This is a genomic window from Streptomyces malaysiensis subsp. samsunensis (assembly GCF_024519315.1).
Taxonomy (GTDB): domain Bacteria; phylum Actinomycetota; class Actinomycetes; order Streptomycetales; family Streptomycetaceae; genus Streptomyces; species Streptomyces malaysiensis.
Map to the genome: position 1 here is coordinate 135,229 of NZ_JANIIC010000006.1, position 20,104 is coordinate 155,332.

The 20,104-nt window shown below is 71.1% G+C and carries 19 protein-coding genes and 1 pseudogene; 10 read left to right on the forward strand and 10 right to left on the reverse strand.

Going from position 1 to position 20,104, the window contains the following annotated elements:
* Positions 1-142 precede the first annotated feature (142 nt).
* Positions 143-325 (forward strand): tail-anchor membrane protein, encoded by a 183-nt coding sequence (locus NQU54_RS07675; protein ID WP_257630391.1) that lies wholly within the window; start codon positions 143-145, stop codon positions 323-325.
* Positions 326-643: 318 nt separating this feature from the next.
* On the opposite strand, the gene NQU54_RS07680 is transcribed toward NQU54_RS07675, so the two are convergent.
* From NQU54_RS07680 to NQU54_RS07690, 3 genes and pseudogenes are all read right to left on the reverse strand, one after another.
* Entirely contained in the window at positions 644-1,441 is a 798-nt protein-coding gene (locus NQU54_RS07680) for a hypothetical protein (RefSeq protein ID WP_257630392.1), read from the reverse strand.
* A 102-nt stretch (positions 1,442-1,543) separates the two neighbouring features.
* Positions 1,544-1,920 (reverse strand): annotated as a pseudogene (locus NQU54_RS07685) (PadR family transcriptional regulator).
* 85 nt (positions 1,921-2,005) lie between these two features.
* Positions 2,006-2,653 carry a class I SAM-dependent methyltransferase gene (locus NQU54_RS07690; RefSeq protein WP_257630393.1) on the reverse strand — a complete coding sequence of 216 codons (648 nt, stop codon included), beginning with the start codon at positions 2,651-2,653 and terminating at the stop codon, positions 2,006-2,008.
* Positions 2,654-2,896: 243 nt separating this feature from the next.
* Here NQU54_RS07690 and NQU54_RS07695 point away from each other — a divergent pair, with 243 nt between their 5' ends.
* Together NQU54_RS07695 and NQU54_RS07700 are read left to right on the forward strand one after the other, a co-directional pair.
* Positions 2,897-3,415, forward strand: a complete 519-nt coding sequence (locus tag NQU54_RS07695; protein WP_257630394.1) for a roadblock/LC7 domain-containing protein — start codon at positions 2,897-2,899, stop codon at positions 3,413-3,415.
* On the forward strand, positions 3,384-4,577 hold the full coding sequence (locus NQU54_RS07700) for a zinc-dependent alcohol dehydrogenase (RefSeq protein ID WP_257630395.1): 1,194 nt from the start codon (positions 3,384-3,386) through the stop codon (positions 4,575-4,577). The genes NQU54_RS07695 and NQU54_RS07700 overlap by 32 nt, the downstream gene beginning before the upstream one ends.
* A 53-nt stretch (positions 4,578-4,630) precedes the next feature.
* Here NQU54_RS07700 and NQU54_RS07705 read toward each other — a convergent pair whose 3' ends face one another.
* Positions 4,631-5,059 (reverse strand): PPOX class F420-dependent oxidoreductase, encoded by a 429-nt coding sequence (locus tag NQU54_RS07705; protein ID WP_069860721.1) that lies wholly within the window; start codon positions 5,057-5,059, stop codon positions 4,631-4,633.
* 119 nt (positions 5,060-5,178) lie between these two features.
* Between NQU54_RS07705 and NQU54_RS07710 the strand changes: the two genes are divergently transcribed.
* The gene (locus NQU54_RS07710) at positions 5,179-5,583 is read left to right on the forward strand and encodes a roadblock/LC7 domain-containing protein (protein ID WP_257630396.1); all 405 of its coding nucleotides are present in this window, start codon (positions 5,179-5,181) and stop codon (positions 5,581-5,583) included.
* A 98-nt stretch (positions 5,584-5,681) separates the two neighbouring features.
* Positions 5,682-6,644 (forward strand): DUF6397 family protein, encoded by a 963-nt coding sequence (locus tag NQU54_RS07715; RefSeq protein ID WP_257630397.1) that lies wholly within the window; start codon positions 5,682-5,684, stop codon positions 6,642-6,644.
* 28 nt (positions 6,645-6,672) lie between these two features.
* On the opposite strand, the gene NQU54_RS07720 is transcribed toward NQU54_RS07715, so the two are convergent.
* A complete protein-coding gene (locus NQU54_RS07720) occupies positions 6,673-7,563 on the reverse strand; it encodes an acyl-CoA thioesterase (protein WP_257630398.1) in 891 nt (296 codons plus the stop codon).
* A 61-nt stretch (positions 7,564-7,624) separates the two neighbouring features.
* On the reverse strand, positions 7,625-10,153 hold the full coding sequence (locus NQU54_RS07725) for a DEAD/DEAH box helicase (RefSeq protein WP_257630399.1): 2,529 nt from the start codon (positions 10,151-10,153) through the stop codon (positions 7,625-7,627).
* Positions 10,154-10,289: 136 nt separating this feature from the next.
* Here NQU54_RS07725 and NQU54_RS07730 point away from each other — a divergent pair, with 136 nt between their 5' ends.
* On the forward strand, positions 10,290-11,081 hold the full coding sequence (locus NQU54_RS07730) for a metal-dependent hydrolase (RefSeq protein ID WP_069860726.1): 792 nt from the start codon (positions 10,290-10,292) through the stop codon (positions 11,079-11,081).
* A 44-nt stretch (positions 11,082-11,125) separates the two neighbouring features.
* Here NQU54_RS07730 and NQU54_RS07735 read toward each other — a convergent pair whose 3' ends face one another.
* Together NQU54_RS07735 and NQU54_RS07740 are read right to left on the reverse strand one after the other, a co-directional pair.
* On the reverse strand, positions 11,126-12,907 hold the full coding sequence (locus tag NQU54_RS07735; RefSeq protein ID WP_257630400.1) for an ABC transporter ATP-binding protein: 1,782 nt from the start codon (positions 12,905-12,907) through the stop codon (positions 11,126-11,128).
* On the reverse strand, positions 12,904-14,874 hold the full coding sequence (locus NQU54_RS07740) for an ABC transporter transmembrane domain-containing protein (protein ID WP_257630401.1): 1,971 nt from the start codon (positions 14,872-14,874) through the stop codon (positions 12,904-12,906). The genes NQU54_RS07735 and NQU54_RS07740 overlap by 4 nt, the downstream gene beginning before the upstream one ends.
* A 154-nt stretch (positions 14,875-15,028) precedes the next feature.
* On the opposite strand from NQU54_RS07740, the gene NQU54_RS07745 reads away from it, so the two are divergent.
* Positions 15,029-15,766 carry a hypothetical protein gene (locus tag NQU54_RS07745; RefSeq protein WP_257630402.1) on the forward strand — a complete coding sequence of 246 codons (738 nt, stop codon included), beginning with the start codon at positions 15,029-15,031 and terminating at the stop codon, positions 15,764-15,766.
* A gap of 98 nt (positions 15,767-15,864) precedes the next feature.
* Here NQU54_RS07745 and NQU54_RS07750 read toward each other — a convergent pair whose 3' ends face one another.
* Positions 15,865-16,305 carry a MarR family winged helix-turn-helix transcriptional regulator gene (locus tag NQU54_RS07750; RefSeq protein ID WP_257630403.1) on the reverse strand — a complete coding sequence of 147 codons (441 nt, stop codon included), beginning with the start codon at positions 16,303-16,305 and terminating at the stop codon, positions 15,865-15,867.
* A 135-nt stretch (positions 16,306-16,440) separates the two neighbouring features.
* On the opposite strand from NQU54_RS07750, the gene NQU54_RS07755 reads away from it, so the two are divergent.
* On the forward strand, positions 16,441-18,369 hold the full coding sequence (locus NQU54_RS07755; RefSeq protein WP_257630404.1) for an ABC transporter ATP-binding protein: 1,929 nt from the start codon (positions 16,441-16,443) through the stop codon (positions 18,367-18,369).
* A gap of 68 nt (positions 18,370-18,437) precedes the next feature.
* Here NQU54_RS07755 and NQU54_RS07760 read toward each other — a convergent pair whose 3' ends face one another.
* A complete protein-coding gene (locus NQU54_RS07760) occupies positions 18,438-19,115 on the reverse strand; it encodes an AfsR/SARP family transcriptional regulator (RefSeq protein ID WP_257630483.1) in 678 nt (225 codons plus the stop codon).
* Positions 19,116-19,474: 359 nt separating this feature from the next.
* Here NQU54_RS07760 and NQU54_RS07765 point away from each other — a divergent pair, with 359 nt between their 5' ends.
* On the forward strand, positions 19,475-19,963 hold the full coding sequence (locus tag NQU54_RS07765) for a Pvc16 family protein (protein ID WP_257630405.1): 489 nt from the start codon (positions 19,475-19,477) through the stop codon (positions 19,961-19,963).
* Positions 19,960-20,058, forward strand: coding sequence for a hypothetical protein (locus NQU54_RS07770; RefSeq protein ID WP_372505818.1), 99 nt, complete (start codon positions 19,960-19,962; stop codon positions 20,056-20,058). The genes NQU54_RS07765 and NQU54_RS07770 overlap by 4 nt, the downstream gene beginning before the upstream one ends.
* Positions 20,059-20,104: the final 46 nt, after the last annotated feature.

Below are 20,104 nucleotides of genomic sequence, written 5' to 3' on the forward strand. Positions count from 1 at the left end.
AGCGCTGAGCGTTCCTCAAATTTGACTAGTCAAGGCCGGGCCGCCCGAGAGTACAGGATGACGGCGGGAGGAGGAACCGGGTGCCGTCGGTGTCCGTTGTGTGAAGTGAGTGCGGCTCTGGGCCGTGAAGGAGGCGGGTGATATGTCCACACGCGCGAAGGTCGCCACCGGTGGTGTGGTGGCGGGTGTGATCCTGCTGTGGTTGCTGCCCTTCTGGGCGGCGGTGCTGGTGATGGTGGGAGTGCCGGCGGCGGCCTATCTGCTGCTGGACCCCTCTCAGCGCCGCAAGCTGCGCAGGGTCTCCCGTAAGCCGCTGGGGCGCTGAAGCGGCCTGGTCGCCGAGCACGGCAGCCGCAGGAGGCGGCCGGCCGGGCTCGGGGCCACGGGCGGCGCGCACCCGGGAGTGACCGTGCAGTACCGATCGCGGACCGCTCGCGACCCCGTTCGGGGCCCGGCCGGCTGGGGGAGGAGTCATGCCCCTGAGGCCCGGGGCGGCGTCCGGGGCCGGACGGAGAGGGCCGTGGCGACCGCATGGGCGGCGCGCCATGTGCCCGGAGACCGGCGGGAGCGGGCCTTGCGCTCGCCCCCGCCGTCCCGCCGCCCTGACCGGCCCGGACGCGGGAGGGTGCCCGGGTCCGGCGTCTCAGAGGGGGCGCACGGCCAGTTTGTCCAGGGCCATCAGCAGGTCCGGCAGCTCGGGGCCGCGACCGACCGGCAGCACCTCGCCCGGCGCGTCGTCCAGCAGCACGAACGCGATGTCATCGGTCCGGGCCACCATGCTCCAGCCCGGTCCGTCGGCCCGGAGCGTCCGCGCGTCACCGGAGGCGAACGCCGAGCGGATCCGCCCCAGCGGAGGGGGCGACTCCAGATAGCCGCGCACCTCTTCGAGCACCCGCCGCACGCCCCCGTGCGGCTTCTCGCCCGGGGCCACGAACGTCACCTCGCTGTCGACCTGCTCACGCCAGATCGCCCACTGGAACGCGATCTCATCGGCGCCCAGCCGCCGCTGCGCCGGACCCCACCGCTCGGAGTGCGGCGGCGACAGCGGCGCCCGGGAGACGTCCTCCCCCAGCTCGGGGTCGGGAGCGGGGTCATGGGGAGCCGGTATGCCCGGGGCGGCCACGGCCACCGCGAGCGGCCAGCCGGGAAGGGAGGCGATCACCGTACGGTCGTCGATGGCCAGGGCGTACTCCATGCCGCAGTCCCAGGTGGCGATGGCGGTGGCCACGAGCGACACATCGTCGGTGACCACCGTCCAGCGGGCGCCGCCGCCGTCCTGGCCCAGCACCAGCCCGTAGCCGGTTTCGTACGGCTCCAGCCCGAGCGCGGTACATGCCTCGGGATAGTCGTCGCCGAGCACGCTCGGGAACTGAGCGGGTGTCAGCAGCACCGCGGTCAGCACATACAGTGCCTCGTCGCCTGACTCCTCCGTGGCGGGCACGACAGCCTCCTCTTGCGCATGTGGATCCGAAGAGCGATCCGTCGTCGCGCACCTTAACCACCCGGTAGCCATGGAGTCGAGACATCGGGCGGCGGTCGCTCCTCAGTCGTCGTTCGCCGCCCGGAGCGTGTCCGGTGTGCGCCGCGGCCAGAGCAGTTCGGCCCGGCTGGTGGCCCGGGCGATGGTGAGGATGCCACGGCGGAAGGGGTCCTCCACCTCTTCGGCCCGCAGCGGGCGGTCGCCGTCGGAGAAAAAGCTCGACGGCTGGCGCAGAAAGGCCATCCGGCGCTCCAGCAGCTCCGCACGCCCTTCGGCGGTCAGCATGAGGACGTGCCGGGGAGCGGCCCCGCGCCCGGCTGGGTCCGGCGGGCCGGCGGACCGGCCTTCTCCAGCCGCTTGATCGCCGGGTAGAGGGTGCTCTCGGCCACGGGTTTCACATGTCCGGTCAGCGCGGCGATGCGTTTGCGCAACTCGCCGATGCATCGTCGGTGTCGAGAAGCTGACGGCGGCCGGGGCGAGGGTCCGCACCGTGCCCGGAGCGGGGCACAACGTGATGTCGAACGATCAGCTCCGATCGGCCGTTCCGCCCGCCTGATCGGTTTCACGGACCGCCAGCGCCAGGAAGCGCGTGTCCTCGTCGGCGTACGACTCCAGACGCCAGCCCGCGCCCGCGAGCAACGGCCGTAGTCGGGGCTCCGCCCGCAGGTCGTCAGGGGTGCGGGCGCGGCCGTGGCGCGCGGCGAGAGCGGCCCGCCCCACCGGGTGGAACAGCGCGAGCCGACCGCCGGGGCGTACCACCCGGGCCAGTTCGCGCAGGTTCTCCCCGGGGTCCGAGAGATGGGAGATCAGCCCGGCGGCGAACACCGCGTCGAGGCAGCCGTCGCGCAGCGGCAGCCGCGCCACATCGGCGAGGGCGAGGCCGGCGAAGCCGTCCCGGCCCTCGCGTACGGCGGCGTCCAGCATCGCCGGTGTGAGATCCACGCCGAGGACGGTGCCCTCGGGGCCGACCGCCGCACGCAGCGCGGGCAGCGCGCGCCCCGTTCCGCACCCCGCGTCGAGTACCGCGCCCCCGGGGCGCGGCCCGAGGTCGGCTACGGCGGCGGTGTAGGCGGGGCCGTCGCCCGGGAAGCGGCTGTCCCAGTCGGCCGCCCGTGGGGTGAAGAAGTCCCTCACATCGGCCGCGCTGTTTCCGCGGGAGGGCTCATGGGGCACGGGAACTCCTCGGGACACCTTGGGTACGACGGTGAGGCGATGCGATGAGCAAGCAGCCTACGCCCGTCGCATCGAGAGCAGATTCGAACGCCGATCGATCGCTCTGGCATCTGACTCTGTCATTTTTCAACAGGTTCCGTAATGCGCCCCGAATACGCGCCCTCGCCAGGGCTAGCGTCCCTGGCCATGGGGATACCTGGAGCGCCGCACGGCGCGGCGCATCCCGACCGAGGGAGACCGCCCATGACCAAGCCCCGCAGCAGCGCCGCACGCTCCATGGCCGATCTCGACCGGATCCTGGGCGATCTGGTGGCCGGGACCGGAGGCGTACGCCATGCCGTGGTGCTCTCCCGGGACGGGGCGACCGTCAGCGCGTCCGGTGGGCTCTCCCGCCAGGAGGCCGAGCACCTGGCCGCCGTCGCCTCCGGATTCCACGGCATCGCCGCGAACGCGGGGCGCCGGGGGCGCGGTGGCTCATCCCGGCGGACGATGATCGAGATGGCGGCGGGCACCCTCTTCGTCGCGGCCCTGGCGGACGGCGCGTGCCTGGCCGTGCTGGGCGCCCCGGGCGCCGAACCGGCCGTGGTCGCCGAGGCGACATCCCGGCTCGTGGACCTGGTGAACCGGCGGCGCGGCCCATGGTCCCGCCGGCGGTTCGGCCGCATCCGCCGGGGTACCCGGAACGGTTCGCGGAAGACCATGCCGACGACTATGGCGAAGGGATGCGGCGATGCGAGCGGTGACCTGGCAGGGCCGACATGATGTGCGGGTGGAGACGGTGCCCGACCCCATCATCAAGGAGCCGACGGACGCGATCGTCCGGATCACCACCACGGGTCTGTGCGGTTCCGATCTGCATCTGTACGAGGTGCTCACGCCCTTCATGACCCCGGGGCACATCCTCGGCCACGAGCCGATGGGCATCGTGGAGGAGACCGGGCCTGAGGTGACGCACCTCAGGCCCGGCGATCGCGTGGTGGTCCCGTTCCAGATCGCCTGTGGACACTGCTGGATGTGCCGTTCGGGTCTGCCGACGCAGTGCGAGACCACCCAGGTCATCGAGCACGGCACGGGGGCGGAGCTCTTCGGCTACACCACGCTCTACGGCGCGGTGGCCGGTGCCCAGGCGGAGTATCTGCGGGTGCCGCAGGCCCAGTACGGCCCGATCAAGGTGCCCGAAGGCGTTCAGGACGACCGCTATGTCTATCTGTCCGATGTGCTGCCCACGGCATGGCAGGCGGTCGAGTACGCGGCGGTGCCGCGCGGCGGCACGCTCGCGGTCCTCGGGCTGGGCCCCGTCGGGATCATGTCCTGCCGGGTGGCGAAGGTCCGGGGAGCGGCCGACCGGATCATCGGCGTGGACCTCGTCCCCGAACGGCTGCGCCGTGCCCGCGCCGACGGCGTCGAGGTCTACGACCTGAACGACTTCTCCCAGCAGGAGGACCTGGTCGACGCCATTCGCTCGACCACCGGCGGCCGTGGCCCGGACGCGGTCATCGACGCGGTGGGGACGGAGGCCCATGGCAGCCCGTTGGGCCGGACCGCCCAGCGGGCCACGGGCTTCCTCCCCCGGGAGTGGGCCGCCAAGCTCACGGAGAAGGCCGGGGTCGACCGGCTGGCGGCGCTGCGGCTGGCCATCGTGCTGGTCCGGCGCGGTGGCACGGTCTCCCTCAGCGGGCTGTACGGCGGCATGGCCGATCCGCTGCCGCTGATGACCATGTTCGACAAGCAGATCCAGCTGCGGATGGGCCAGGCGAACGTACGGCGCTGGGCCGACGACATCCTCCCGCTGCTGACGGACGACGACCCGCTGGGCGTCGATGGGTTCGCCACCCACCGCATGCCGCTGGAGGAGGCACCCCGCGCCTATGAGATGTTCCAGCGCAAGGAGGACGGTGCGATAAAGATCCTCATGCGCCCGTAAACGTCGGATGGGCGGGGGTGCGTCATGAAGGGTTGGATTTCGGTCGAATCCCGCTAGTCGGCGACTCCGGAGAGCGCGAGCACCTTGTCGATGTGCACCCTGACCAGCAGCTCCCCCGGTACGCCGTTGCGGGCGCCGAACTCCTCGGCCCGGTCCTCGCCCATGTAACGGGCGGCGATCCGGGTGGCCCAGTGGCGGATCTGCTCGAGATCGTCGATGAGCTCGGCATGCCCCCGCAGCGTGACGAAGGCGAACGGCGGCCTGTCGTCGTCCACACAGATGGCGAGCCGGCCGTCCCGGGCCAGGTTGCGTCCCTTGACCGTCTCCTGACCTGTGTTGAAGACGAGGTCGTCACCGTCGAGCAGGAACCACACGGGGGCGAGATGAGGACTTCCGTCGGCCCGCACGGTCGACAGCTTCGCGGTGCGGGTGCCCTCCAGGAGGAACTTCTGCCACTGATCCTTGGTCATGTTCTGTGCCATGTCCCCATCCTGCGTCAATCAGCGCACAACCGTGGGGTGACGGGCGGGGCGGGTTGCCCAGACGGCGGCAGTGAGAAAGGCTGGCACGCAGCTGAAGGGGAATCGGGGAGGAATCGGATATGGCAGTCAACAAGGGGCTCGACTGGTTACTGGACGACCTGACCGAGCGGATCGCGGAAATACGGCATGCGCTGGTGCTGTCCAACGACGGGCTGGTGACGGGGGCGAGTTCCACGCTGGTGCGCCAGGACGCCGAGCATCTGGCCGCGGTGGCCTCCGGGCTGCACAGCCTCGCCAAGGGGTCCGGGCACCACTTCCGGACGGGCCGGGTGCGGCAGACGATGGTCGAATTCGACGAGGGCGTCCTCTTCGTCACGGCGGCCGGGGACGGCAGTTGCCTGTGCGTGCTCACCGGGCCGGACTCGGATATCGGCCAGGTCGCCTACGAGATGGCGCTGCTGGTCAACCGGGTCGGGGAGCACCTGGCGGTCGAGGCGCGGCAGGAGAGCGGCGCACCCAGCTGATGCCGCGCGGAAGTTATCCACAGGGCTGACCGCCCGTCGTGCTTCGCGGCTATCGTCGTCACTGTCGGTAATTGAGGCAGTGCGGGGGAGGACGTCGCATGGCAGTGCGGGTCGATCAGGAGCTGCGGGAGAGCCGGGGGCCGTGGAGCCCGGAGTGGCTCGGAGAGCCGGGCGTACCGGGACAGGCGAGCGGGCCGGGAGACCCGGGCGGGCCGGCGGGGCCGGGCGGATCGGGCGAGAGCGTCGGGTTCGGCGCGGCGGCCCGGGCGCTGGGGCTCAAATCGCATGAGTTCGAGTTGGCCGTGCAGCTGGGAGAGGTGCACACCGTCACCACCGGTCTGGGTCGGCGGGTGGCGTGCGAGGAATTGCGGCGGGTCACCGCCGCCGAGGGCTTCCCGGAGGGGCTCACCGCCCGCCTTCGCGTGGTCGGCACGGCCGAAGGCGCGGAGCTGCTCGGCATCAGCCAGGGCCGGCTCACCCGGCTCGCGCGTGGGGGATTCTTCGCCCCCGTCCGCTTCTACATCAATCGCTATCGGGCCGTCGTATGGCTCTATCTGGCGTCGGATCTGACCGAGTTCGCCGACAGGCAGCCGGAGTTGCTGAGCGGCCGCACCCCGCCGGGGCTGAGCGCCGCACTGGCCGCCGGGGAGGACTGGCGGGCCGCGAAATGGCGCGGCCGAAGGATCGGCCAACTGCTCGCCCAGACCGAGGACCCCTGGGAGCGGGCCGCGATCCTGGCCTCGGTGCTGGGCTCCGTCGAGCTGGCCTCGGCCGTGGCCGATCCCCACGAGCGGGCATATCTGCGACAGCTGCGCCCCGCGCTCGTCCGGATGCGCCCCGAGGCCGGCGCGGTCCGGGACATCATCGACGCGGTGGTCACGGCGGACGACCCACGGGAGATCCGGCGCTATCGGGCCGCCCTCGCCTCCTCGCTGGGCGACGCCCGCCGGATCCGGCCCGTGCCGCGCCCGGACGCCGCGGTGGAGCGACCGCTCGCGGACCGCGCCCCGGTGCCGGGCCGTCCGCGCAGCCTGTGGCAGAAGCTCACCGGCAGGCGATGAGCCGCGCCGTGACACGCCCCGGTGGAGCTCAGCCGCCGTCCGTGGCGTCTTCGACGGGCCGCAGCGGGCGGAACAACCCCTCCTGCACCACTGATACGAGGAGTCGGCCCGCGCGGTCGTAGATCTGTCCGCGGGCCAGTCCCCGGCCGCCCGTGGCCACGGGCGACTCCTGCTCATAGAGAAACCACTCATCGGTGCGGAAGGGCCGGTGGAACCACATGGCGTGATCGAGCGAGGCCATGTCGAAGCCCCGTGGGCCCCACAGCGGCTCGACCGGCACCCGCACCGCGTCCAGCAGCATCATGTCGCTGGCATAGGTGAGCGCACAGGTGTGCACCAGCGGGTCGTCCCCGAGCGGCCCCACCGCGCGCATCCACACGGCGCTGCGCGGCTCCGAGCCCTTGAGCTCCTCGTCGGTCCAGCGCAGCCGGTCCACATAGCGGATGTCGAAGGGCTGGCGGCGCTCCATGCGGGCGAACGCCTCGGGGAGCGTGCCCAGATGGGAGCGGACCTCGTCGGCGAGGGTCGGCAGACCTTCCGGCCCGGGCACCTCGGGCATCGGCAGCTGCTGCTCGATACCCGGCTCAGGAGAATGAAAGGAGGCTGTCAGATTGAAGATCGTACGACCCTGCTGGATGGCGACGACCCGGCGGGTGGTGAAGGAGCGCCCGTCCCGGACCCGCTCCACCTGGTACACGATGGGCACGCCCGGCCGCCCCGGCCGCAGGAAGTACGCGTGCAGCGAATGCACCGGCCGCTGCCCGTCGGTGGTCCGCCCGGCCGCCACCAGTGCCTGGCCCGCCACCTGCCCGCCGAACACCCGCTGGAGCGACTCATCGGGGCTGCGGCCGCGGAAGATGTCCAGCTCGATCCGTTCCAGATCGAGCAGATCGACCAGGCTCTCGGCGGGATTGGTCATCGGTGGTGCTCCTTCGCTGAGGGGGCCGGGCCGGTCCCCGGCGTGGACCGTGTCCAGGAGGCTACAGCTGGCCCACCTCGGTGACCCGGACCACCGCCCGGCCCTCCTCGTCGGAGGCGGTGAGATCGACCTCCGCCGAGATGCCCCAGTCGTGGTCGCCGTTCGGGTCGTCGAAGGTCTGCCGCACCCGCCACAGACCGTGCTCGGGATCCTCCTCGATCCGCAGCAGCTTCGGCCCGCGCGCCTGCGGTCCGGTGCCGAGCTCCTCGTACTCCTCCCAGTACCCGTCCATCGCCTCGGCCCAGGCGTCCTCGTCCCAGCCGGAGTCGGCGTCCATCTCCCCGAGCTCGGCGACCTTGTCCAGCGCGGCCAGCTCCACCCTGCGGAACATGGCATTGCGCACCAGCACTCGGAAGGCGCGGGCGTTCGCGGTGACCGGCCTGACCTGGTCGGCGCGCTCCTGGGCCTCCTCCGCCGACTCCTCCTCCGGGTTGGCCAGCTGCTCCCACTCGTCCAGGAGGCTGGAGTCGACCTGCCGCACCATCTCGCCGAGCCAGGCGATGATGTCCTGGAAGTCATCGGACTTCAGATCGTCCGGCACGGTGTGGTCCAGGGCCTTGTAGGCGCCGGCCAGGTAGCGCAGCACAATGCCCTCGGTGCGCGCCAGGTCGTAGAACGAGGTGAACTCGGTGAAGGTCATCGCCCGCTCGTACATATCGCGGATCACCGACTTGGGCGACAGCGGATGGTCACCGACCCAGGGATGGCTCTTGCGGTAGAGCCCGTAGGCATGGAAGAGCAGCTCCTCCAGCGGCTTGGGGTAGGAGATGTCCTGGAGCCGCTCCATGCGCTCCTCGTACTCGACACCGTCCGCCTTCATCGCGGCGACCGCCTCACCGCGCGCCTTGTTCTGCTGCGCCGCCAGGATCTGCCGGGGATCGTCCAGTGTCGACTCCACGACCGAGACCATGTCCAGGGCGTAGGAGGGCGATTCGGGGTCCAGCAGTTCGAAGGCGGCCAGCGCGAAGGTGGACAGCGGCTGGTTGAGCGCGAAGTCCTGTTGCAGATCCACCGTCAGCCGGACGATCGGGGCGGCCCCGTCCGCACCGTCGGTGCCCTCCGGCGCCACCCGCTCGACCACCCCGCCGTCCAGCAGCGAGCGGTAGATCGCGATCGCCCGGCGGATGTGCCGCAACTGGTTCTTGCGCGGCTCGTGGTTGTCCTCCAGCAGCCGGCGCATCCCCTCGAAGGAGTTGCCGGGGCGGGCGATGACCGACAGCAGCATCGCGTGGGTGACCCGGAACCGGGAGGTGAGCGGCTCGGGTTCGGAGGCGATGAGCTTCTCGAAGGTGTTCTGGCCCCAGCTGACGAAGCCCTCCGGCGCCTTCTTGCGGACCACCTTGCGGCGCTTCTTCGGATCGTCCCCGGCCTTCGCGAGCGCCTTCTCGTTCTCGATGACGTGCTCGGGCGCCTGGGCCACCACAAAGCCCGCGGTGTCGAAGCCGGCCCGCCCGGCCCGGCCCGCGATCTGGTGGAACTCCCGGGCCCGCAGCGTCCGCACCCGCTGACCGTCGTACTTGGTCAGCGCGGTGAACAGCACGGTGCGGATGGGCACATTGACGCCCACGCCCAGGGTGTCGGTACCGCAGATGACCTTGAGCAGCCCGGCCTGCGCCAGCTTCTCCACCAGCCGCCGGTACTTGGGCAGCATCCCCGCATGGTGCACACCGATCCCGTGCCGGACGTAACGGGACAGATTCCGGCCGAACTTGGTGGTGAACCGGAAATTGCCGATCAGCGAGGCGATCTCGTCCTTCTCGGCGCGCGAGCACATATTGATGCTCATCAGCGCCTGGGCCCGCTCGACCGCCGCCGCCTGCGTGAAGTGCACGATATAGACGGGTGCCTGCTGGGTCTCCAGCAGCTCGGTCAGCGTTTCGGTCAGCGGTGTTGTGCGGTACTCGTAGCTCAGCGGCACCGGCCGGGTCGCCGACCGCACGACCGCGGTGGGCCGCCCGGTGCGCCGGGACAGATCGTCCTCGAACCGGCTCACATCACCGAGCGTCGCCGACATCAGGATGAACTGCGCCTGCGGCAGCTCCAGCAGAGGGATCTGCCACGCCCAGCCCCGGTCCGGCTCGGCGTAGAAGTGGAACTCGTCCATCACCACCTGGCCGATATCGGCGTCCTTGCCGTCCCGCAGGGCGATCGACGCCAGCACCTCGGCCGTGCAGCAGATGACCGGCGCGTCCGCGTTGACCGACGCGTCCCCGGTCAGCATCCCAACGTTCTCGGTGCCGAACATCTTGCACAGTTCGAAGAACTTCTCCGACACCAGGGCCTTGATCGGCGCGGTGTAGAACGTCACCTCGTCCCGGGCGAGCGCGGCGAAGTGGGCACCCGCCGCCACCAGGCTCTTGCCGGAGCCGGTGGGAGTGGAGAGGATCACATTCGCCCCGGACACCACCTCGATCAGCGCTTCCTCCTGGGCGGGGTACAGCGAGATTCCCCGCTCCTCGACCCAGGTGGAGAACGCCTCGAAAAGTGCGTCGGGGTCGGCGTCGCTCGGCAGCTGATCGATAAGAGTCACACACCTATACTGCCTGGTTTCCCCGCCTGGACGGGAACCGGCTGTGTGGTCGAAGATCGTCCGCCGCTAGGCTGTGCCGGGCCGAAGCAGTCAACTCCCGCGCGGACGCGGGAAAGAACAGGGGCGGGGTACGACCATGATGGGACCGGCGCATTCGCTGTCCGGGGCGGCGGCCTGGCTGGGGGTGGGGGCGGCGGCCGCGGCGGCCGACCATGCGATGCCCTGGCCGGTGCTGGTCACCGGCGCGCTGATCTGCGCGGGAGCGGCGCTCGCCCCCGACCTCGACCACAAGGCGGCGACCATATCGCGCGCCTTCGGGCCTATCTCGCGGACGCTGTGCGAGGTGATCGACAAGATCTCGTACTCCGTCTACAAGGCGACCAGGAAGCCGGGCGACCCGCGCCGCTCGGGCGGCCATCGCACCCTCACCCACACCTGGGTATGGGCGGTGCTGATCGGCGCCGGAGCCTCCGCGCTCGCCATGGTCGGCGGGCGCTGGGCGGTGCTGGCCATCCTCTTCGTGCATATGGTGCTGGCCGTCGAGGGGCTGCTGTGGCGGGCGGCGCGGGTCTCCAGCGATGTCCTGGTGTGGCTGCTCGGGGCGGCCAGTGCCTGGATCCTCGCCGATGTGCTGCACCAGCCGGGCAACGGCTCGGACTGGCTCTTCGCCGCACCGGGCCAGGAGTACCTCTGGCTCGGCCTGCCGATCGTGCTCGGCGCCCTGGTCCACGACATCGGGGACGCGCTCACCGTCTCCGGCTGCCCGATCCTGTGGCCCATCCCGATCGGCCGCAAGCGCTGGTACGCCCTCGGCCCGCCGAAGGGGATGCGCTTCCGGGCCGGCAGCTGGGTCGAGTTGAAGGTGCTGATGCCGGTCTTCATGCTGCTCGGCGGTATAGGCGGGCTGGCCGCACTCGGCGTGATCTGAACCCCGGACGGGGCAGGGGCGGCCACGCCGGGGCGCGGCCACCCTCACTGATGCCAGGAGCGCCACAGCGCGGCGTATGCCCCGTCCGCCTCGACGAGTTCGTCATGGCTGCCCAGCTCGGTGATCCGGCCGCCCTCGACCACGGCGATCACATCCGCGTCATGCGCGGTGTGCAGCCGGTGGGCGATCGCCACTACGGTCCTGCCCTCCAGCACCCGGCCAAGCGACCGCTCCAGATGGCGCGCCGCCCGCGGGTCCAGCAGCGAGGTGGCCTCGTCCAGCACCAGCGTATGCGGATCGGCGAGCACCAGCCGGGCCAGCGCGATCTGCTGCGCCTGGGCCGGGGTGAGCGCGAGCCCGCCCGACCCGACCTCGGTGTCCAGGCCCTCGTCCAGCGCGCGGGCCCAGCCGTCGGCGTCCACCGCGCCCAGCGCCGCCCACAGCTCGGCGTCCTCGGCGAAGGCGCGGGCCAGCAGCAGATTGTCACGCAGCGAGCCCACGAAGACATGGTGCTCCTGGTTGACCAGGGCCACATGCGCCCGGACCCGCTCGGCCGGCATCCGCGCCAGCTCCGCCCCGCCCAGGGTCACCCGGCCGGTGCGCGGGGAGTAGATCCCGGCCAGCAGCCGCCCCAGGGTGGACTTCCCGGCCCCGGACGGGCCCACCAGCGCCAGCCGCGTCCCCGGAGGCACCCTCATCGACACCTCGTGCAGCACATCGCTGCCCTCGTGGTACCCGAACCGGACCTCGTCGGCCCGCACTTCACGGCCGCCGGGGACCACTCCCTCGTCGGCGGGACCCTCCTCGATCTCCCGCACCCCGACCAGCCGGGCCAGCGACACCTGCGCGACTTGCAGCTCGTCGTACCAGCGCAGGATCAGCCCGATCGGCTCCACCAGCATCTGCGACAGCAGCGCCCCGGTGGTCAGATCGCCGATCGACATCCAGCCCCGCATCACACATACGCCGCCGATCATCAGCACCGAACCGGTGATCAGCGTGTAGCTCACATTGATCACCGGAAAGAGCACCGAGCGCAGCCAGAGTGTGTAGCGCTCCCATGCGGTCCACTGCCGGATACGCAGCTCGGACTGGGCGATCCGCCGCTCGCCCAGCCGGTGGGCCTCGACGGTCCGCCCGGCGTCCACGCTTTCGGTGAGGGACGCGGACACCGCCGCATAGCCCGCGGCCTCCGAGCGATAGGCGCTCGGCGCACGGCGGTAGTACCAGCGACAGCCGACCACCAGCACCGGAAGCGCCACCAGCACCGCCAGACCCAGTGGGGGAGCGGTCAGGGTCAGCGCGCCGAGCAGCAGGCCGGTCCACACCACGCCGATGGCGAGCTGCGGCACGGCCTCGCGCATCGCGTTCGCCAGCCGGTCGACATCGGTGGTGATCCGGGAGAGCAGATCCCCGGTCCCGGCCCGCTCCAGTACCCCCGGCGGCAGGCCCACCGACCGTACGAGAAAGTCCTCCCGCAGATCCGCCAGCATCCGCTCGCCCAGGACCGCCCCGCGCATCCGCACCATCCGGACGAACACGGTCTGCACCAGCAGGGCCACCGCGAACAGCGCCACGGTGCGCCCGATGTGCAGGTCCCGCTCGCCCTCGGAGAGGTCCTCGACCAGGCCGCCCAGCAGCCGCGGGCCGACCATGGAGGCGATCACCGCGGTGGCGTTCACGACCATCAGCACGGTGAAGGCGGCCCGGTGCCGCCGCAGCAGCTCACGCACATAGGCCCGCACGGTGGTGGGTGTGCCGACCGGCAGCGTCGTCGCCGACTCCGGTGCGGCCGGGTCATAGGCGGGTGGTGCCACGCCGATCATGCCGACTCCTCGATCTCTTCCTCGACGCGTCCGATGCCCTTCAGACCGTGGCCGGCCGGCCCGGTGGACCGCCCTGCGCTCCGCGCGGCGGCCTCACCGTCCGTCTCGCGGGTGACGACCGCGCGATACACGGGATCGGTGCCCAGCAGTTCACGATGGGTGCCCACCCCCACCGCCTCCCCGTCGGGCACGAACACCACGCGGTCGGCCCGGTCCAGCAGCAGCGGGCTGGAGGTGAACACGATGGTGGTCCGGCCCGTGCGCAGCCGCCGCACCCCGTCGGCGATCCGCGCCTCGGTGTGCGAGTCCACCGCGGAGGTCGGCTCGTCCAGCACCAGCACCTCCGGATCGGTCACCAGCGAGCGGGCCAGCGCCAGCCGCTGCCGCTGGCCGCCCGACAGCGAGCGGCCGCGCTCGGTGATCCGGGTGCGCATCGGGTCGGGGCCATCCGCGCCGTCCGCGCCATGCGTGTCGGCAGCCGACGCCTGCGCCAGCGCGTCCAACACATCGCCGCACTGGGCCGCGTCGAGCGCCTTCTCCGCCGAGACCTCCCCGGACCTCGGCACATCCAGCAGTTCGGTGAGCGTCCCCGACAACAGCACCGGGTCCTTGTCCTGCACCAGCACCGCCGTGCGCGCCGCGGTCAGCGGCACCTCGTCCAGCGCGATCCCGCCCAGCAGCGCCGACGCTGCCCTGCCGTGGCTCCCGCGGTCCGAGTCGCCGTGGCTCCCGCGGTCCGAGTCGCCGTGGCTCCCGTCGTCCGGGCCGCCGTGCACGGGATGCCCTCCGAGCCGGTCCGCCAGCCGCCCCGCCGCGTCCGGGTCGCCGCACACCACCGCGGTCAGCAGCCCGCTCGGCGCCAGCATCCCGCTCGTCGGGTCGTACAGATCCCCGCCGAGCCGTGCGGCGGTCTCCTGCCCCTCCCCGTGTTCGCCCTTGTCCACCGGGGGCGCGCCCGCGCTTTCCGAGGAGGAGCGCCGCAGCGCCAGCACCCGGGCCGCGCGCCGCGCGGAGGGCCGGGAGAAGGAGTACGCCATGGCGATCTCCTCGAAGTGGCGCAGGGGAAAGAGGAGGAAGGTCACCGCGCTGTAGACGGTGACCAGCTCGCCCACGTCGATCCGGCCCTTCTGGGCCAGCGACGCCCCGTACCAGACGACACCGATCAGCAGCAGCCCCGGTAGCGCCACCTGCACGGCGGCGATCAGCGCCCACATCCGCGCGCTGCGCACCGCCGCGGTCCGCACCTCCTGCGAGGCGTTCCGGTAGCGGCCCAGGAACAGCTCCTCGCCGCCGATGCCCCGCAGCACCCGCAGCCCGGCCACGGTGTCCGAGGCCAGCTCGGTCGCCCGGCCCGCCTTGTCCCGCTGCTCATCGGCCCGGCGCGCCGCACGCGGCAGCAGCGGCAGCACGGCAAGCGCCAGCGCGGGCACCCCGACCGCCACCACCGCTCCCAGCGCCGGCTGGTAGAGCACCAGGGCCACACAGACCGCGACGGTGGTGATCGCGGCAGCCGTGAACCGGGACAGGGCCTCCACAAACCAGCCGATCTTCTCGACATCGCCCGTGGAGACGGCCACGACCTCGCCGGCCGCCACCTTCCGGGTGAGGGCGGACCCCAGCTCCACCGTCTTGCGGGACAGCAGTTGCTGCACCCGCGCCGCCGCCGTGATCCAGTTGGTGACCGCCGCCCGGTGCAGCATGGCGTCCCCCAGCGCGGTGAGCACGGTGAGCCCCACCATCAGCGCCCCGGCCATCGCCAGCCGGGAGCCGGAGCGGTCCACCACCGCCTGCACACCGAAGCCGATGGCCAGGGGGAAGGACACCAGCGCGGCCATGTGCACCAGACCCCAGAGGGCCGACTTGACCTGCCCGCCCAGCTGATTCCTGCCCAGCCAGATGAGAAACCGCGGACCTGACCGTACGTCGGGTCGGCCAGGATCGGGATACGGAAGATCTCGAATGTGCATGACGTCCCAAGGTCGGGCGGGCGGCGGAGGGCTGGCAGGAGACGTGAAAGGTTGACGTCCTCAGGGGGTGGAATTCAACTGGTTTTCCCGGGAGTAACCGGAACACGCCAATCCCCCATGCCGCGTTGTCCGACCGGGGTGGGACCATGGGGACATGCGAATTTCCGGCACGATGTCCATGCGTGCGGCGGCCGCGGCCGCCGCCCTCGTCCTTCTCACGGCTTGCGGCGACGGCGGCGGGGACAGCGGCGGTGACAAGGGCGCGGACCAGGGCGGACAAGCGCTGCGCAGCGGGTCGCCCACGCCGGATCCCACGCGTATCCCGGATGTGGGGGACAAGCTCCAGTCCCGGATCCCGGACCAGTCCCGTCAGGTCGTGGCGGTCTACGGCAAAGGGGTGAACTCCGCGGACTCGACCGTGGTCCTCTACACCAAACAGGGCAAGGCCTGGGAGCGGACCCACAGTTGGACGGCGCACAACGGCAAGCGCGGCTGGACGACGAGCCATCACGAGGGCGACAAGCGTAGCCCGGTCGGGGTCTACACGCTCAGCGACGCGGGCGGGGTGCTGGCCGACCCCGGCGCCCGGCTGCCGTACACGGCCTCCGGCTCCTTCGCGGCGCCCCACTACTGGCCCAAGTCCCACTGGACCGACTTCAACTACGTCATCGCCATCGACTACAACCGCGTCAAGGGCACCTCACCGCTCGACCCGACCCGGCCCGAGGGGCAGACCAAGGGCGGCAGCATCTGGCTGCACATGGATCACGGCAGCGGCACCTCGGCCTGCGTCAGCATCCCCAAGGCCGGTATGGAGTATCTGCTGAAGACCCTCGACCCCAAGCTGCACCCGGTGGTGGTCATGGGGGACAAGGCGCATCTGGCCGTCTGAGCGCGGCGCCGGGGATTCCCCGGCGCTGCCCGGGAGCAAGGCCGGAAGGATCTGACCGCACACGGGAAGTTGATCTCGCTGTGCTACGCCATCCGGCCTCAGCAGCGGTGGTCCGGGGCGCCGGACAGGGTGTCCAGCAGCGCGCCCAGCGCATCGCGCTGCTGATCGCTGAGCGGCGCCAGGATGTCCTCCGCGGCGGCCCGGCGCGCCTCGCGCAGCGCACGCAGCGTCGAACGCCCGGTATCGGTGAGCTCGACGCGCACCACCCGGCGGTTGGACGGATCCGCTATGCGGCGCACCGAGCCATGCGCCTCCAGGGCGTCCACCAGCGTCGTCACGGCGCGCGGGACCACTTCGAGGCGCTGCGCCAGGTCCGCCATCCGGAGCGGCTGGTCGCCGTGGGCCACGGTGCGCAGCAGGCGGGACTGGGCAGGGGTGATGCCCAGCGGCTCCATGTGGCGCTTCTGGGCGCGATGGAGTCTTCGGGTCAGGCGCAGCAGCTGCTCCGCGAGGAGGCCGGATGTCTCGGGGGTGGGCATGATCGCAGTTTATCAGGACCGGATTCATTGTGAGTATAGGTAACAATGAGCTATGCTCTCAAAGTCCGCGCCGACGCGATCACGGCCCGACCATGCCGTCGCCCGCGCCGGCCATTCTGCCTCCAGAAGGAGCCCATGCACCCCGACACACCACCACCGTCATGGACCCTGTCCGCCCAGGAGCCCGAGCGGCCCGCGCAGGTGCGGCGCATCCTCCGGCTCTTCCGTCCCTACCGGGGACGTCTCGCCGTGGTCGGCCTGCTGGTCGCCGCCTCCGCGCTGGTCTCGGTGGCCTCGCCGTTCCTGCTCCGGGAGATCCTCGACACCGCCATCCCCGACGGCCGCACCGGACTGCTCACCCTGCTCGCGCTCGGCATGATCGCCGCGGCGGTCGTCAACAGCGTCTTCGGCGTCCTCCAGACCCTGATCTCCACCACCGTCGGCCAGCGGGTCATGCACGATCTGCGCACCGCGGTCTACGACCGGCTCCAGCGGATGCCGCTCGCCTTCTTCACCCGCACCCGCACCGGTGAGGTGCAGTCCCGTATCGCCAATGACATCGGCGGTATGCAGGCCACCGTCACCTCCACCGCGACCTCCCTGGTCTCCAACCTCACCAGCGTGGTCGCCACCGTCGTCGCCATGCTCGCGCTCGACTGGCGGCTGACCGTCGTCTCACTGCTCCTGCTGCCGCTGTTCGTCTGGGTCAGCCGTCGCGTCGGCGCCGAGCGCAAGAAGATCACCTCAGAGCGTCAGAAGCAGATGGCGACCATGTCCGCAATGGTCACCGAGTCCCTGTCGGTGAGCGGAATCCTGCTCGGCCGCACCATGGGCCGATCCGAATCGCTCACCCAGCAGTTCGCCCAGGAGTCCGAGCGCCTGGTGGATCTGGAAGTGCGCTCCAATATGGCCGGCCGCTGGCGGATGTCCACCATCGGCATCGTCATGGCCGCCATGCCCGCGCTGATCTACTGGGCCGCGGGTATCGCCCTCCAGTCCGGAGGCCCGGCCGTCTCCATCGGCACGCTCGTCGCCTTCGTCTCGCTCCAGCAGGGGCTGCTCCGGCCCACGGTGAGCCTGCTGTCCACCGGTGTGCAGGTGCAGACCTCCCTCGCCCTCTTCGCCCGTATCTTCGAATACCTCGACCTGCCGATCGACATCACCGAGCCCGCCGAGCCGGTGCGCCTGGAGAAGGTGCGCGGCGAAGTCCGCTTCGACGGCGTCGACTTCGACTACGAAAGCCCGGCCCCCGGCGCATCGAACGGCACTGCGGTGAACGGCACTTCGGTGAAGGGCGCCCCGGTGAACGCCACCTCGGTGAACGGCACCCCGGCGATGGACATCTCGAAGGGCGCCCCGGTGAAGGGCACCCTGCGCGGCATCGATCTGACCGTCCCCGCCGGTGGCAGCCTGGCGGTCGTCGGGCCGACCGGCTCCGGCAAGACCACCCTCAGCTATCTGGTGCCCCGGCTCTACGACGTGACCGGTGGCCGGCTGCTGATCGACGGAGTGGACGTCCGCGACCTCGACTTCGACACCCTCGCCCGCGCCGTCGGCGTGGTCTCCCAGGAGACCTATCTCTTCCACGCCTCCGTCGGCGAGAACCTGCGCTTCGCCAAGCCCGACGCGACCGACGAGGAGATCGTGGCGGCGGCCGAGGCGGCCCAGATCCACGACCACATCGCCTCCCTCCCGGACGGCTATGACACCCTCGTGGGAGAGCGCGGCTATCGCTTCTCCGGCGGCGAGAAGCAGCGTCTGGCCATAGCCCGGACGATTCTGCGCGACCCGCCCGTCCTCATCCTCGACGAAGCCACCAGCGCCCTGGACACCCGCACCGAGCAGGCCGTCCAGCAGGCCATCGACGCCCTCTCGGCCGGCCGTACCACGATCACCATCGCCCACCGGCTGTCCACCGTGCGCGAGGCCGATCAGATCGTCGTCCTCGACGGCGGCCATATCGCCGAGCGGGGCACCCACGAGGAGCTGCTGGCCATGGGTGGGCGATACGCCGCGCTGGTGCGGCGCGACTCCCACCTGGCGCCGGTGGCCCCTGCCGTCTAGTCCGCCAAGACCCTCCGCCAAGACGCTCCGTAAAACCCTGGAAAGACGTGGCACCGTACCTATGACGGTCAGGCGGGCACTGTGCCCGCCGGAGCCGATGTGTCCGTGCCCTGCGCCGGGGCATCGCCCGCCGGGCGGCAGACGATCCGACGCGCCGGGGGCTCCGGGGTGGCGCCCCCGGAGTGACCGGGGTGAGGTGGCACAAGGTTTCTCAGCGTCGGGGAGGGCTCCAGGCCCAGCTCATCGAGGAGAACGCGGCGGCACTGTTCGTACTGGCGCAGTGCCGCGCCCCGGTTGCCCGCAGCCAGATGGGCGTTGATGAGCACCCGATGAGCGCTCTCCCGCAGGGGTTCCGCACGTACGGCGGCGAGCCCGGCGGCGACAGCCTCGCCATGGCGGCCCACCGCTGTCAACCGCTCGGTCATCGCCTCCAGGGCGTACAGCCGCAGTTCATGGTATTGCTCCTGCTCGACCAACACCCATTCGTTCTCCGACCACTCCGGTAAGAGGTCGGCCGAGAGATCCTCCCGCGTCCGCGCGGTGAGGATGTCGTCGCATGAGCGCGACATGTCGAGCAACTGGTGCGCACGCGTCGCCGCCACATGGATGTCCACGTCGATGTGTTTGCAGATCGCCAGTTCCTGGGTGGATGCGTCGATGACCTGATGCCCCGTTCGCGAGGCGCGCCATAACGATGAGCGGAGGTTGGCGTTGGCGCGGGACGCCGTGACGTCCGGCCACAGCATTCCCGCCACATAGGTCCGGCTCCGCGGTGTGTTCTGGAGGGCGAGGAACGCGAGGAGGCGCTGGGGGGCGCCTGGCCCCGGCTCCCGGTCCGCACGATGCGCGCACGGAAGCCATCCGCTCTGCCGTCTTCCACCCAGACCCGGAGGATCAGGACACCGGTCCGTTCTGAGGGGATTTCCATGAGGGGAAAATATGCCCGCCCGTGTCACCTCGGCGTTGTCGCCGTGTGTCCGGGTTCGTCATCGGCGGCGGCGGAAACGGACCGGTGACGTTCGTGTGATGTGCGTATCGCGGTCCGGCCAAGCCGGGACCGGCATCCTCTCGGGGCACGCTTCCGAGCGCGGAGGGGGGGATACGCATGGGTGACTTCGGTGTCATCGCCGATGTCTCGACGGTCATCGCGCAGAGCCTGTCCCAGGCCCTGCGCGGGCTCAGCCAGGTGGAACCGCCGATCGCGGAGCTCAACGACCTCTCCGAGACGGTGCAGACACCGCCGCCGAAGCTCACGGTGTTCCTCTACGAGATCGCCGAGGACCCCACATCGCGCAACCGGCCGCCGGTGCGCTCCCAGCCACCCGCCCCACCGACCGCCCGCAAGCCGCCGATGGCGCTGCTACTGCGATACCTGGTCACGCCCTGGGGCGGCGACCAGGCGACCCAGCACCGGATGCTCGGACGGGCCCTGCAAACGTTCTATGACGACGCGATCCTGGACGGCGCACAGCTGTCCGGCAGCCTCGCGGCGAGCACCGACTCGCTGCACCTCAGCCTGACCCCGCTCACCTTGGACCAGAAGTCCTGGGTCTGGTCTGGTACGCGATTCAGAAGCCGTACCGGCTGTCGCTGAACTACGAGGTCCGCGTGGTCAACCTGGACTCCGCGGTCGAGACGCCGGTGCACCCGGTGCGGAGCCGGGTCATCGGCGGGGCGGTGATGCCATGAGCCGCTTCATACCCCGCTGGAACGATCGACGCTCTACAGCCCGGCC